The following is a 13721-nucleotide window of genomic DNA, read 5'->3' as shown; positions in this document are numbered from 1 at the left end:
CCCTAGGGGCTTCTCCCCCCAGGGTTCTAGTGAGACCCTGTCCGCGCACATTTAGGTGTACGAAGAAAAGGAAGGGTGCGCGGTGACGGAACCGTCGACGACCCGGGCGGGAGCCGGCCCGGAGCCCGCGCCCGACTCCGCTCACGCCGCCTCCGCCGCCCGCCGCGGCCCCGTCGTCGCGGCCCTGATGCTGGCCATGGGGCTCGCCGCCCTCGACGGCACGATCGTGTCCACCGCCGTCCCGCAGATCGTCGGCGACCTCGGCGGACTCTCCGTCTTCTCCTGGCTCTTCTCCGGCTACCTGCTCGCCGTCACCGTCACCCTGCCCGTGTACGGCAAGCTCAGCGACACCTTCGGCCGCAAGCCCGTCCTCATCGCCGGAACCGTCCTCTTCCTCATCGGCTCCGTGCTCTGCGCCTCGGCCTGGAACATGGCCTCCCTGATCGCCTTCCGCGTCGTCCAGGGCCTCGGCGGCGGCGCGCTCCAGGGCACCGTGCAGACCATCGCCGCCGACCTGTACCCGCTGAAGGAACGCCCGAAGATCCAGGCGAGGCTGTCCTCGGTCTGGGCCGCCTCCTCCATCGCCGGACCGGCCATCGGCGGCCTCCTCGCGGGCTACGCCGACTGGCGCTGGATCTTCCTGATCAACCTGCCGGTCGGCCTGGTCGCCCTCTGGCTGATCGCCCGCCACCTGGTGGAACCGGTCCGTGCGGCGCCCCGCGCGGGCATACGGATCGACTGGGCGGGCGCCCTGGCGATCTTCGCCACCGGAGCCGTACTCGTCACCGCGCTCGTCCAGGGCGGCGTCGCCTGGCCCTGGCTGTCCGCCCCGTCCCTGGGCCTCCTCGGCGGGGCCGCCGTCCTCGCCGCGCTGACCGTCGTCATCGAGCGGCACGCGGCCGAACCGATCATCCCCGGCTGGGTCTGGCGCCGCCGCACGATAGCCGCCGTCAACCTCGCCCTCGGGGCCCTCGGCCTGCTGATGGTCGCCCCGACGGTCTTCCTGCCGACGTACGCCCAGTCCGTCCTGGGCCTCGGCCCGATAGCCGCCGGCTTCGTCCTCTCCTCCTGGACCCTGAGCTGGCCGATCACGGCCGCCCTGTCGAACCGGGTCTACACCCGCATCGGCTTCCGCCTCACGGCGATCCTCGGCATCTCCGGCGCACTCCTGCTGCTGCTCGCCTTCCCGTTCCTGCCGTTCCCGGGCCAGGCGTGGCAACCCGCACTGCTGATGCTGCTCCTGGGCGGCACCCTGGGCCTCTTCCAACTCCCCCTGATCGTGGGCGTGCAGTCGACCGTCCCGTACGAGGAACGCGGCACCACCACCGCCTCCGTCCTCTTCTGCCGCCAGGTCGGCCAGAGCATCGGCGCGGCCCTCTTCGGCGCCATCGCCAACGGCGTCCTCGCCGCCCGCCTCGGCGCCGACACGGACCTCGACCAGCTGGCCCGCTCCCTGACCGCCACCGACGAGACCCGCCGCGCGGTCGACGCGGCGGTGGACTGGGTCTACCTGGGCGCGGCGGGCGCTGCGGCCCTCGCCCTCCTGGCCCTCCTGACCCTGGCCCCACGCCGCTTCCCGGTCCTGCAGGAGGAGAACTAGGGGTGCGCTGAGTACGTGCCCGTCCGGGGATGAGCACGCGCGCCCATGCCCGGGCGGCGCCCCGGACCCGACGATGGGGTCACCTCGTCCGAAGGAGCCGGCCTTGAACCCCGACACGTACGCGACGCTCTACGGCCCCGCGCGGCCGCGCCGTCGCGGGGCCGGCGTCGCCGTGGCGGCGGCTGCACTGTGGACGGTCGCCCTCGTGCTGCTCTGGGATCTGGGGTTCCTGGCCCTGTGGGGGGAGGCGGACAGGGGGCCGACCGACGGGATCCCGCTCCGCTGGGCGCCGATCTGCCTCGCCGTCGCGGCCGTACCGATCGCCCTGCTGTGCACGCCCGCCGTCCGCCGCCTGTCCGTCCCGGCCCGCGCGCTCGTCACCGGGCTCGCCGTCTGCTCGATCGCGGTCGGCCTCGTGGTCCGGGCAGCCTGAGGCGTCGTCCGGCAGAGCCGGCCAGCGGTCAGCCGCCGTGAGGACCCACTCGTCGAGGTCACCGTAGACATGGGCTTCAAGGCCCAGGATCGCGTCTCAGTGGCCTCGCCGAAGCCGAGGCAGAGGACGCGTCTTCCGAACGCACCGGCAGGGCTTCATGGGCGTGGCCTGCTTGACCTGCCAGGACGCCGCTTGCAGAGTCGGAATGCGCACCGCAGCAGCCGCTGCACCCTCTGCCGACCGGTCCCTCGCCCACGGGGGGCGGAGGGCCCTGACATCCAGGAGTGACTGGTCCGATGGTCCTCGACCTGGTGGTGATCGGTACGGCCATTACCCTGGGGCCCTTGCACAACAGCGCCTTCATCCTGTTGCTCTCCTCGCGGCGCGGCGTCCGTCAGGGTCTGGCCTTCCTGTTGTCGTGGCTGGCCAACCTGATCACGGTGATCGCCGTCGTGGTGCTGCTCACCGGCGGTCAGCCCCCGGCCCGTCACAGCGCGCCCTCGACCGCTGCGATCGTCGTGAAACTCGCCATCGGTCTGGCACTGGTGCTGTACGGCGCGTACCGGCGACGGCGTCCGCCCCGCCCGCACGGCCCGCCACGCTGGGCCGCCCGTATCGACAACGCCTCCCCGGTCACGGCGGCCGGTCTGGCATGGCTGCTGCAGCCCTGGGGGCTGGTCGGCGCCGGTGCCGCCACGGCCGTCGACGCGAACCTCTCCACCCTCGCCGACTGGCTCGCGCTGACCGGTTACTGCCTGCTGGCCACGCTCAGCCTCATCGTCATGGAGACGTACGCGGTCTGGGCGCCCACGGCTGCGAACGCCCGCCTGAACGCCCTGCGGAACTGGTTGGGGCAGCACCAAGAGCAGCTGATCGTCACCCTTGCCCTGGTCGCCGGCCTGTGGCTGACGGCCCGGAGCATCTACGAGCTGGTCGTCTGATGCCAGAGGCCCCCGTGGCGATCACCGCAGCCATCCGGCTCTCCCCGACCCATGAACCGTGACCATTCACAGTTCGAGATCCACTTTCGACACATGACCTGGCCGGCCGCGGGCAGGCGAGAAGGGCGCTCACGTCCCGGACGACGGCGGCGACGTGCACCGGGCGGCCGGTGCCGACGGTCAGCAGTCCGCCGTCCCGGGCCGGCGGGCCCGGCCGCGGCTCGGAGGCACAGGCGGCCGACCGGGCCGCACCGCTACCCTCAGCCGACCGTCGGCGACGGTTCCACCGAGGGCGGCTCGGGCGAGTAGCGGGCCCCGCGAGCGTTGAAGTGGGCCAGGTAGTAGGTGATGCCGTCGAGCTGTAGCTCCATGGGCGGGGGATCGGTGACCAGGTGGAAGGGCCGGCGGGGGTGACCGTCCACCCGAGCCTCCATCGTCGGCGTGTTCCAGGACCGCGCCCAGCTCTCGGCCTGTTCGGCGGACCAGAGGAAGTGGGCGCCGAGTTCTTCCTCGCCGGGCTGCAGCTCCATCAGTGCACGGACCAGCGCCGGACTGTAGATGGCGCGGACCCGGAAGTTCGTCAGGAATCGGCGCTCGATCACGATCCGCATGTAACGACGATGGTTGCCTCGATGGCGTCCGGCCACGATGACGCGTTCCCCTCCGTCGCCCCAGGCCGGTGGCGCGATCCACACCTTCGCCCCCGGCGCGAAGTGCCGCAGCCCCTTACGGATCTCCAACCCGCCTTCGCCGTGGCTGGTCTCCTGAGCGACATTGGCCACGAGACATATGCCCAGTGACTCCGGTCCAGTTGCATCCGTCATGGCTGCCATGATCGTCCGGTACGGGCGAAGTGGCCCCACAGTTCTCGGGGGTCGGCTCTTGCAGCTGTCGGGCGGCCAGGGGAATCGCTCCCCGGTCGCCTCGAACACCACAGCGCGGTAGCCACGCGCTGGTGACAACCTCGCCGCCCGTCACGAAGCGACCGCGAGATCGTCATCGCCCGAGTAACCGCACACGCCGGCTGTGCCTATGAACGGGGCGTACACGCCGCGACCCTCGCCCACGAGGACGCCCGACTCCTGGGGTTCCTCGTACTGGCCGGCTGGTACCGACAGCCGGAGGGCCCTGCCGTCCAGCTCGGACGGGCAGGGCCCTCACACGGACAACGACGTGCTGTACCGCTCCGCCGAGACGAGCCCGACGAACCCGGCCCACGCGTCGCGCGAGACGCACAGACCCGGCCGGGCCACGTCCTTCTTCGGCCCGCACCCTCAGCGTCTTCAGACTCCGCCCGAACGCCGCCACCACGCCCTGCCCGGACCTGTCCGCCGCCGCAGGCTCCGGAACCGTGCCCGGCTGCTCTTCCGTCGTCGCGCCCTGCCCCTCGTACCGGCACCGACACCCCACGTACAACACCGCCGCGTCAGTGCGTCACCACTGGTCACGCGACGCCACCAAGAGGAGCTCGGACGGTGGGGGCGGAGTGCGCCCGCACCTGAAGGTGCTTGTCAGAAGGCGGTGTTGTAGGACGTGTCCTGCGTCAGGGACACCGATACGCCGCGCTTGAACGGGGCCGCCCAGTCGCCCGTGCCCGCGTAGAAGGTCTCGTCGCCGTTCGAGGCGATCAGGTCGGCGCGGCCGTCGCCGTCGGCGTCGCCGACGGCGGTGAGCCCGGTGAAGGCTCCCCACCCGGCGCCCACCTTCGTACGGGCGGCGAAGGTGCCGTCGCCCTTGCCGAGGTACAGCCAGAGGACGCCGGCCTTGTCGCGGGCGAGGAGGTCTCCGGCCGGGCCGCCGGCGAGGTCGCCGGTGGCGGTGAGCTGGTTGTAGATGCCCCAGCCGTGGCCGATCTTCCTGCGCGCGGCGAAGGGCGCGGTGGCGCTGCCCGTGCCCTTGTAGAGGTACAGGTCGCCCGCCTTGTCGGTGGCCACCAGGTCCGCCCGGCCGTCGCCGGTCAGGTCGCTGCCGCCCGCAAGCTGGTCGTACGTCTGCCAGCCGGCGCCGATCCTCGTACGGGCCGCGAGCGGCTTCGCCCGGTCGCCCGTGCCCTGGTAGAGCCAGAGGACGCCGTCCTTGTCGCGGGCGACGGCGTCGGGGGCGGTCGTGCCCGCGATGTTCCCGACGGTTTCGAGCCGGTCGTAGGCGCCCCAGCCGCTGCCGACGCGGGAGGCGCCGGTGTCCGTCAGGGAGCCGCCGGGTGCGGTGGGCCGGGTGCCGAAGCGCCACAGCACGCCGCCGGTGTCCCGTACGAGGAGGTCAGCGGTGCCGTCGTCGTCGAAGTCGTGCGGGGCGGCGGGGCGGGTCACGGTGAACCGGCCGGTGGTGACAAGCTCGGGGCCGATGCCGTCGTCCGGGCGGGCGGTGAGCTTCCACTCGTACTCACCGCTGCGGGCGGGGCTCCCCCAGTCGGCGTTCTCCGGGTCCTTGCCGTCCCAGTGCCAGGCGAAGTGGCGCGGGGTCCCGGCGGTGACGCCGTACGGGACCTGCCAGCCGGCGTACACGGTCTTCCCGCTCCGTACGTGGGTCAGGGTCAGCCATACCCGGCTGTCGGCCCGGGACAGGTCCCAGCCGAAGTCGACGCCGCGCGCGACCTGGTCGCCGGTGAGCGTCGTCGGGGTGGTGGAGCCGGTGAGGGTGACGACGGTCGACTGCCCGGTGGACGCGACGAGTTCGACGTCCGGCCGGTCGCCGTCGGCGCGCGGCGAGATCCGGTAGAGGCCCTCGCCCTGCTCGGGGGTGCCACCGCGCACGAGGAGGCTGCCGCCGGGGCCGGCGACGGCGGACGAGTGCGCGGTGAGGAGCTGGATCTTCTCGCCCGTCTCGACGGACTCGGCGGTGAGGGGCCGCGCCTGAAGCCCGGACCCGCCGTTGGGGTTGAAACTGCCGTCGATGTGGACCCGCTGGCCCTGCACGATCCAGCCGCCGACGAGGTGGAGCGGGTCGTACGAGTCACCGCTCGCTTTGATCAGCTTCCGCTCGGAGGTGCCGCGCCGGTGCACACCGAACCACTCCGTGGTCGTGTCGCGCTCCCGCCACACCGCGTACGTGTCGGAGATCGCGTTCTGCCACTGGGGCTCGTGCCCCGCGTCGAGGGCCTGCGAGAACACCGCAGTCGCCGTGGTGAGGTCGACGACCACCTTGGTCCACGGCCGGCCGGCACGCTCCCAGCAGTCGAAGACCACGGCACCGGCGGTGTAGCCGCCTTCGAAGCTCGGGAGGCAGTCCTCGGGCAGTCCGGTGATCGGGCGCTCGGTCAGTTTGCCGTCCTGAAAGGCGAAGAGGCGCGTCTGGTAGGTGTCCTCTCCGGTCTGCACGAGGACGGCGAGGGTGGAACCGAAGACCCCGGCGAGGCTGTATCCGGTGCCGAGCTCGTCGAGGTTCACCACGACGGCGTCGGCCGCCGCCGACGCGGGCGTCGACATGTCGCGGAGCTTCAGGACGCGGCTGTCCGGAAGGGAGGACCTGTCGCCGGTGACGACGAGGTCCGAGCCGCCGGCGGCAGCCGAGGCGCCGGGCAGCACGACCGACGAGCCGTCCGCGTACCAGGTCCAGCGGAACTCCGGCGTGGTGCCGCGCGTCTTCGACAGGAAGCCGCTCGGGCCCGCGCCGACGACGTCCGCGTTGCGCGGGAACGGCACGGTGGTGGCCTGCTGGTCCTCCTGGACGGCCCCCGGTACGGCCGCCATGGCCGGGAGTGTGGTGAGCGTGCCGCCCGTGGCGGCGAGGACGATGGTGACGGCGGCGGCCGCGAGTCGGCGGCCGCGCGTGTGTGCACGGGTCAAGTGTGTTTCCCTCCCCTAGAGATGAGGAGGCTAGCCGTCCCCCGGATCACGCCTCGCGGCCGCCCCTGCCTTCCGGGCGGGCCAGGCGGCCGAGGAGGGCGATCGCGTCGTCGACCGGCACCGGCTGGAAGAAGCGCGCGTCGACCTCCTCGACGGCGGCGATCGCGCGGGGAGCCAGCGCCGCGCCGGCGTCCGTGACGCGCAGGCGTTTCGCGCGGGTGTCGGTCGGGTCGACCTCGCGTGCGACGAGGCCCTTGGTCTCCAGGGTGCGCAGGACCTGGGAGGTCATCTTGACGTCGGTACCGGCCTGGCGGGCGAGGGCCAGTTGGTTGGGGTGTTCGCCCTGGGTGTTGAGCCACCAGGCGCAGGCGAGCAGGACGAACTGCACGTGGGTGAGCCCGAGGGGGGCCAGTGCGGCGGCGATGTCGCGCTGCCAGCGCAGCGTGGCGTGCCAGAGCAGGAATCCGGGGCTCGCGCCGGGGTCGAGGGCCATCAGCGCTGGGCCAGTGCGACGAGGGAGACCATGGTGTCGGGCCAGTCGGCGGTGATCGCCGGGCCGATCTGCGGGCCTGCCTCGTCCGCGCCGGGGCCGGTGATCTCCATGCGGTAGACCACCCGCACCCGGTCCGGGTCGACGCGGTCGATCCGGTGGACGGTGCGCAGCAGAAGGTCGTCGAAGCGGGCCTCGTCGACGAAGAGTTCACCCTCGACGGCTTCGGCGACGCACAGTTCCACCGGGTCGTCTCCGGGCGGCGTCATGGTGATCCGCGCGCCCGTCCCGAACGGTCCGCTGATCTCGGTCTTCTCGATCTCGGCGTTCCAGGTGCCCCAGTTCTCGACGTCGGCCCAGAGCCGCCAGATCGCCTCGGGGGTGGCGGTGGTCTCGATGCCGTGTTCGTACTCCCACATGGCGGGCCTCCTCGACTGGATGATCGACCAGATGATGTGCCCATAGATTATCTCTGCGCAGACTAAATGTCGAGGGGTCACGCGGCTCCGCGCCGCTCCCCTGTCCTGGAGGAGGGGAAGCGGCGCGGAGTGAGAGGCGGGGCGGGGCGGGTCAGAACGCTTCGTCGTAACCGGGCAGCTCGCCGAGTACCTGTCCGTCGCGAGCCTGCTTGAAGGGGGCCCGCCAGTCCCCCGTACCGGCATAGAAGTACGACTGCCACCCGATACGCGCCATGAGGTCCGGCCTGCCGTCCCGGTTGGCATCGCCGACACCGATGAGCTGCGTGTACGGCGTCCAGCCGCCACCGATCCGGACCCTGCTCGCGAAGGTGCCGTCGCCCTTGCCGAGGTAGAGCCAGAGGACGCCGGCCTTGTCCCGGGCGACGAGGTCACCGGCGGGGCCACCGGCGAGGTTCCCGACGGCGGTCAGGTCGTTGTAGACGCCCCAGCCGAAGCCGATCTTCCTGCGGGGCGCGAAGGGCGCGGTGGCGTTCCCCGTGCCCTTGTAGAGGTAGAGGTCGCCCGCCTTGTCGGCGGCGACGAGGTCGGCGCGGCCGTCGCCGGTCAGGTCGCTGCCGCCCGCGAGCTTGTCGTACGTCTGCCAGCCACTGCCGACCTTCACCCGGCCGAGGAAGGGCTTCGCCGCGTCACCGGAACCCTGGTAGAGCCACAGCACCCCGCTCTTGTCGCGGGCGAGGGTGTCGGCCACGGCCGTACCGGCGATGTCGCCGGACGATTCGAGCCGGTCGTAGATGCTCCATCCGCTGCCGACGGGGGACGCGAACCCGACGAGCGAGCCTCTCGACTCGTCGTAGAACGCGGGTGCCACCCACAGCTTTCCGGACGCGTCCCGCGCGAAGAGCTCGGGGTCGACGTTCCCGTCGTAGTCATGTGCCCCCGGGGTGCGGTGGACGATGACACTGCCGGAGGCGCGGACGGCCGGGCCGATGCCGTCGAGGGGCAGCACGGAGATCGTCCAGACGTACTCGCCGCCGGGCGCGGTCCGCTCCGGGACCTCGACGTTCTCACCGTGCCAGGACCAGCCGACCTTCCCCGGCCCCAGGTCCGGGTAGTCGCCTCCCGGCATCCAGATCGTCCTGGCCGACCAGTCGGGCCCGCCCTTCCGGGTGAGGGTGAGGGACACCTTCACGTTCTTGCGCGAGAGACGCCAGGTGAAGTCGATGCCGTCCTTCGCACGATCCAGGTCGATCACCGCCGGTACGTCACTGCCGAGGAGCGTGACGGAGGTCGGCTCCCCCGTGGAGGCGACCAGCTCCGCGGCGGGCGTACCGTCCTCGCCGAGCGTGACGCGGTACAGCCCCTCGCCGTGCTCGGCCGTTCCTCCCCTGACCAGCACGGAGCCGTCGGGCCCCGGAACGAACGAGGACATGTGCTCAAGGAGGACGCGCCCGTCGGAACCGTCCGGCTTCACCGCGATGAGCGCCCGCCGCGGGTCCGTACGGGTGTCCTGTCCCAGGACGTACGGGCGTGCGGCCAGCAGCCAGTCCCCGACCAGGCCGTACCGGGCGAAGCCGTCGAGCGGAAGCCTCTGCGTCTCGGCGGTCCCCCGCTTGCCGACGACGAGCGTCGGCCCCTCCTCCTCGCGCCAGGTCATGCGGGTGGGCGAGAGGGCCCCCTCGACCCTCTGGGTCCCCGTCGTCCCGTACAGGTCGGTGACCGCCGCGGTGCGGACGTCCACGGCCGCGCGGTGGTAGGTGCGCGCCTCGGCCGGGCCGGCCGCCGCGGCGAGGGCGAACGAGTCCGCGGAAACCGCCGTCACCGAGAAGCCCATCGTGCCGACGGGCAGGCCGGTCACCGTGCGCTCGTCGAGGACACCCCCCGTCTTGGTGAGCAGCCGCACCTCCATCGTGCCGTCCGCCTGCTTCACCCCGACCACCAGAGTGGCTCCGACGGCTCCGCGGTAGACGTAGTTCTCGCCCAGTCCGTTCAGGTCGACCTCGACGGGAGCCGCGCCCGTGGCCATGTCGTGGATCTTCACGACACGGAACTTCGTGATGTCGGTGTCATGGTCCCCCGTCACCACGACGTCGGAAGCTCCTCCGCGCAGAGGGCTCAGCGGCAGCACGGTGGAGGTGCCGTCGGCGTAGCGGGTCCAGCGCAGTTCGGGGCCGGGACCGTTGGTCCGGGACAGGAACCCCGTCGCGCCCGCGCTCACGACCTCCGCGTTCAGCGGGAAACGGACCGTGGTGGTCTGCGGCGGCTCGTCGGCGGCCGTCGCCGGGACCAGGACGGGTGCGGCCGTCGCCGGGATCGTGGCCATCGTGCCGCCCGTCGTCGCGAGGGCGGTGATGGCGGCCGCCGCCGCGAGGCGACGGCGGCCGGGCATGCGTACGTGCTTCAAGTCGTTCCCTCCCCTGGAGAGGAGGAGAATAGCGGCCCCCCCTCCCGTCACGTCTCCCTCCGCCTCCGGACCGCCACCACCAGCGGCACCACCGCGAGCAGTTCGCCGACCGCGCCCGTCCACAGGGCCGCCCGCACGCTCGCGTACTGCCCCACGAGCCCGCCCGCCAGGGCGCCGAGCGGCATGGAGCCCCACGCCAGGAAGCGGAAGGTTGCGTTCACGCGGCCGAGGAGCGGGGCGGGGGTGAGGCGCTGACGGAGGGACACCGCACTGATCTTGAAGGTCATGAAGGCGGTCCAGCCAAGCCCCTGGAGCAGGCACGCCACCGCGTACCGCGCGTCCGCGTGGAAGAACGGCACCGCGAACAGCCACAGCACCCCGCTGACCGCCACGGAGGCGATCATCGCGCGGCCTTCGCCGAGCCGGACCGCGACCCGGGTGACGAGGAGGCTGCCGAGGAAGCCGCCGAGCGCCTCCGCCGTGAACACGAGCCCGCACAGGAACGGCGACATGCCCAGGTCCCCCGCGAGCAGCACCAGGAGCATGGAGGCGCCGACCGTGCCGCACGCGTTGGAGATCGTGGCGGCGAGCGTCAGCGCCCGCAGCAGCCGGTCGCGCGCCACGAACCTCAGCCCCTCGGCGATCTCCTCCCGCAGCCCGGCCCCCGCCGCCCGCGCCGGGCGCGGGTCGGGGCGGCGGATCCGGGAGAGGAGCAGCGCGGAGACGAGGTAGCTGACGGCGTCGACGGCGAGCGCCACCGGGGCCGTCACCGCCGCGACGAGCGCGCCGCCCGCGCCGGGACCGCCGGCGGCCGTGACCGTACGGGACGCCTCCAGGGCCACGTTCGCCTCCACCAGCCGGTCCTCGTCGACGAGTTCGGGCAGGTGGCTCTGGTATGCGATGTCGAAGAAGGCCGTGCAGACCGACAACCCGAAGGCCACCCCGTACAGCTGAGGCAGCGTCAGCACGCCGAGCCACGCCGCGACCGGGAGGCTCGCGAGCAGCACGGCCCGGCCCAGATCGCCCACGATCATCACGCGGCGGCGGCGCATCCGGTCCACCCACGCCCCGGCGGGCAGCCCGAGCAGGAGGAAACCGAGGAACTCGCACGTCACCAGGAGTCCCGCCTGGAACGGGGACGCGTGCAGCGGGCCGATCGCCACGAGGGGGAGCGCGAGGACGGTGACGGCGGTGCCGGCCTGGCTGACGGTGTCGCCGATCCACAGCCGGCGGAAGTCCGGCAGCCGGTGGAGCCGGGGAGGACGGGAGGAGGGACGGACGGGAGAGGTGGTGGTCATGTCGGCGAACACCATCACCCCCGGCCGGGGCCGACCATTGTTTTAGTCTGGGCGAAAAGCTCGTGGGCGGGGGTGCCGGTGGGAGAGATGCGGTTCGGGGTCGACGACCTGGCGCAGCTCCGGTTCGCCGTGTCACCCCTGTGGGAGTCCGTCGCCGCGCTGCGGGCCTCCGCCGACCCGGGGCGCCACGCCCTCCATCTCCCCTGGATCAAAACGGCGTTGACCGTCGGCCGGGAGCGCACCGGCCTGCTCCCGCACCTGCCCGACCTTGAAGTGCTCGCTCCTCCGCCGCGCTGCCCGCTCGCCGAGATCGAGGAGGAGCTCGCCCTGTTCGCGGGCCCGCCGGACCTCGCGGAGGCCCTGCTCGGCTGGTGGGCGGCCGGGGTGCGGCCGTACTGGCCCCGGATCAGGGCCGTCCTGGAGGCCGACCTCGCGTACCGCACGCGGCAGCTCACCGAGGACGGCATCCAGGAGGTCTTCGCGCACCTCCACCCCAGCCTGCGCTGGGCGGAGGACCGGCTCACCGGGCCCGGCCTCCCGGCCCGGGGCCCCGCCCTGGACGGCGGCGGGATCACCCTCGCCCCGAGCGCCTTCACGACCCGCTGCGTCCTGCTGCCGGGGCGCCCCTCCGGCCCCCCGCCCTGCCTCGTCTATCCCGCGCGGGCCGTCGGCACCCTGTGGGAGCGGCGCGCCGAGCCGGAGGACGGACTCGCGCGGCTCCTCGGGCGCAGCCGGGCGGGACTCCTGGGGCGTACAAGCACCCCGACCACCACGACCGGGCTCGCCCTGCAGACCGGGCTCAGCGTGGGCGCGGTCTCGCAGCACCTCGCGGTGCTGCGGGACGCGGGCCTGGTGACCTCGCACCGGTACCGGCGCGAGGTGTACTACCGGGCGAGCGAACTCGGCCGGGCGCTGCTGGGACGGACGGCCGCCCAGGGCCTGTCCGACCCTGATCCGCCGAACAAACCCTAGGCCGACGCGCGCGGGACCGTCAGGCAGAACGGGTGTCCCGCCGGGTCGAGGACCACCCGCCACCGGTCCGGACGGGGCTGGACGTCCGGGACGGTCGCACCCCACTCCACCAGGCGGGCCGCGGCCTCGTCGAGGTCGTCGACGTCGAAGTCGAGGTGCAGCTGCTGCGGGACCTCCTGGCCCGGCCAGGACGGGGGACGGTAGCCCTCGACGCGCTGGAAGCCGAGGAACAGGCCGTCCGCCCCGCGCAGTCCCGCGAACTCGTCGTCGGACCGGTCGGCTAGCGGGAGCCCGGTGGCCCGCTGGTAGAAGGCGGCGAGGGCCATGGGGTCGGCGCAGTCGAGCGTGACCGCCGTCAGTTTCATGAGCATGGGGCGGGAGCCTAGTCGGCTTCCCCGGAGCCTTCCCCGCTCTCCAAGTCCCCCTGCTTCCCCTCGGGTTCCGACTTCGGTTCCGACTTCGGTTCCGACTTCGGTTCCGACTTCGGTTCCGGCGCCTTCGGGCGGCCGCCCGTCAGGGCCGCGAGCGAGTTGCGGATGTGCTCCATGGTGGAGTGGATCTCCTCCCGCGCCTCCTCGTGCTCCCGCAGCACCCGCTCCGTCTCGCGCTCGACCCGCTCCGCCTTCATCCTCGCCTCGGCGAGCAGTTCCTCCGCGTGGGCCTCGGCGTCCTCCTGGCCGTGCCGGGCCTGCTCCTCCGTCTCGGCGAGGGCCCGCTGCGTCTCCGCGAGGGACGCCTCCGCCGCCGCGACCAGCTCCTCGTGGCGGGCGTCCAGAGCCGCCGCCTCCGCCTCGGCCGAGCGCTCCGTCTCGTCCCGTACGGTCCGGTGCTCCTCCCGCTGCGCCGCGAGCAGCGCCTGCGTCCGGCGCCCGGTCTCCTCGAAGGTCTCCCGCGCGGCCTCCCTGGCCCCCTCGGCGTCACGGCGGGCGATCGTGCCCATCTCCTCGGCCCGCGCGCGGGCCTCCTCCAGGGTCGCCCGCGCCGCCGCGTCCGCCGCCGCGCGGACGCCCTCCGCGTACGCCGCGGCGGCCTCCGCCGCCTCCCGGGCCGCCGCCTCGGCCGCCTCCGCGAGGGCCTGCGCCTCCGCCTCCGCGGCCCGGACGAGCTTCTCGTCCTCCCGCTCCGCCAGCTCCAGGATCTTCTGCGCACTCTCGCCCAGCACCTCGTACCGGTGCGGAACGAGCTGCTTGACGGCGAGGCGGAGCCCGGCGGCCTCGGTCTCCATCTCCTTCGCGAGGACCGTGAGCCGCGCCGCCCGCTCCCAGGCGGCGTCGCGCTCCCCGGAGAGCCCGGCGACGTAGCGGTCGACCTGCTCGGGGCGGTAACCGCGCCCCCGCCCGACTGTGAAATCCATCCGTGACGCCTCTCCGTGACCCCGACCC

Annotated in this window: 12 protein-coding genes; 4 read left to right on the top strand and 8 right to left on the bottom strand. The window is 73.0% G+C overall.

From position 1 onward, the window contains the following. Positions 1–82: 82 nt before the first annotated feature. The 3 genes from GGE06_RS34460 (at position 83) to GGE06_RS34450 (ending at position 2974) form a co-directional block, all read left to right on the top strand. A complete protein-coding gene (locus GGE06_RS34460) occupies positions 83–1600 on the top strand; it encodes an MFS transporter (RefSeq protein WP_312883398.1) in 1518 nt (505 codons plus the stop codon). Positions 1601–1703: 103 nt separating this feature from the next. Beyond that, positions 1704–2033: a hypothetical protein gene (locus GGE06_RS34455; protein ID WP_116160570.1), complete on the top strand. Its 330-nt coding sequence runs from the start codon at positions 1704–1706 to the stop codon at positions 2031–2033. A 296-nt stretch (positions 2034–2329) separates the two neighbouring features. After that, a complete protein-coding gene (locus tag GGE06_RS34450; RefSeq protein ID WP_116160569.1) occupies positions 2330–2974 on the top strand; it encodes a GAP family protein in 645 nt (214 codons plus the stop codon). A gap of 260 nt (positions 2975–3234) precedes the next feature. On the opposite strand, the gene GGE06_RS34445 is transcribed toward GGE06_RS34450, so the two are convergent. From GGE06_RS34445 to GGE06_RS34420, 6 genes are all read right to left on the bottom strand, one after another. Beyond that, positions 3235–3756 carry a hypothetical protein gene (locus GGE06_RS34445; RefSeq protein ID WP_184932631.1) on the bottom strand — a complete coding sequence of 174 codons (522 nt, stop codon included), beginning with the start codon at positions 3754–3756 and terminating at the stop codon, positions 3235–3237. 729 nt (positions 3757–4485) lie between these two features. After that, a complete protein-coding gene (locus GGE06_RS34440; protein WP_184932630.1) occupies positions 4486–6759 on the bottom strand; it encodes an FG-GAP repeat domain-containing protein in 2274 nt (757 codons plus the stop codon). Between the two features lie 46 nt (positions 6760–6805). After that, positions 6806–7252: a MarR family winged helix-turn-helix transcriptional regulator gene (locus tag GGE06_RS34435; RefSeq protein WP_116160564.1), complete on the bottom strand. Its 447-nt coding sequence runs from the start codon at positions 7250–7252 to the stop codon at positions 6806–6808. Continuing rightward, positions 7252–7668 carry an SRPBCC family protein gene (locus GGE06_RS34430; protein WP_116160563.1) on the bottom strand — a complete coding sequence of 139 codons (417 nt, stop codon included), beginning with the start codon at positions 7666–7668 and terminating at the stop codon, positions 7252–7254. The genes GGE06_RS34435 and GGE06_RS34430 overlap by 1 nt, the downstream gene beginning before the upstream one ends. Positions 7669–7819: 151 nt before the next feature. Next, positions 7820–10069, bottom strand: a complete 2250-nt coding sequence (locus tag GGE06_RS34425; RefSeq protein ID WP_184932629.1) for an FG-GAP repeat domain-containing protein — start codon at positions 10067–10069, stop codon at positions 7820–7822. Positions 10070–10116: 47 nt separating this feature from the next. Then, complete coding sequence (locus tag GGE06_RS34420) at positions 10117–11367, bottom strand: MFS transporter (protein WP_246532910.1); 1251 nt, start codon at positions 11365–11367, stop codon at positions 10117–10119. An 87-nt stretch (positions 11368–11454) separates the two neighbouring features. Here GGE06_RS34420 and GGE06_RS34415 point away from each other — a divergent pair, with 87 nt between their 5' ends. Beyond that, positions 11455–12339 carry an ArsR/SmtB family transcription factor gene (locus GGE06_RS34415; RefSeq protein WP_116160561.1) on the top strand — a complete coding sequence of 295 codons (885 nt, stop codon included), beginning with the start codon at positions 11455–11457 and terminating at the stop codon, positions 12337–12339. Here GGE06_RS34415 and GGE06_RS34410 read toward each other — a convergent pair. Beyond that, entirely contained in the window at positions 12336–12710 is a 375-nt protein-coding gene (locus tag GGE06_RS34410) for a VOC family protein (protein ID WP_116160560.1), read from the bottom strand. The two genes, GGE06_RS34415 and GGE06_RS34410, sit on opposite strands and share 4 nt — an antisense overlap. A gap of 11 nt (positions 12711–12721) precedes the next feature. Beyond that, complete coding sequence (locus GGE06_RS34405) at positions 12722–13693, bottom strand: coiled-coil domain-containing protein (RefSeq protein WP_246532909.1); 972 nt, start codon at positions 13691–13693, stop codon at positions 12722–12724. Positions 13694–13721: the final 28 nt, after the last annotated feature.

Origin of the sequence: Streptomyces nymphaeiformis, assembly GCF_014203895.1 — a bacterium.
Classification (GTDB): domain Bacteria; phylum Actinomycetota; class Actinomycetes; order Streptomycetales; family Streptomycetaceae; genus Streptomyces; species Streptomyces nymphaeiformis.
Note: the sequence above shows the minus strand (reverse complement) of the source record. Positions and strands in the feature narration are given on the sequence as shown.

Coding starts and splice junctions, on each gene's coding strand:
- GGE06_RS34450 (WP_116160569.1), top strand. CDS start 2,330: ATGGTCCTCGACCTGGTGGTGATCGGTACGGCCATTACCCTGGGGCCC.
- GGE06_RS34435 (WP_116160564.1), bottom strand. CDS start 7,252: ATGGCCCTCGACCCCGGCGCGAGCCCCGGATTCCTGCTCTGGCACGCC.
- GGE06_RS34430 (WP_116160563.1), bottom strand. CDS start 7,668: ATGTGGGAGTACGAACACGGCATCGAGACCACCGCCACCCCCGAGGCG.
- GGE06_RS34420 (WP_246532910.1), bottom strand. CDS start 11,367: ATGACCACCACCTCTCCCGTCCGTCCCTCCTCCCGTCCTCCCCGGCTC.
- GGE06_RS34415 (WP_116160561.1), top strand. CDS start 11,455: ATGCGGTTCGGGGTCGACGACCTGGCGCAGCTCCGGTTCGCCGTGTCA.
- GGE06_RS34410 (WP_116160560.1), bottom strand. CDS start 12,710: ATGCTCATGAAACTGACGGCGGTCACGCTCGACTGCGCCGACCCCATG.
- GGE06_RS34405 (WP_246532909.1), bottom strand. CDS start 13,693: ATGGATTTCACAGTCGGGCGGGGGCGCGGTTACCGCCCCGAGCAGGTC.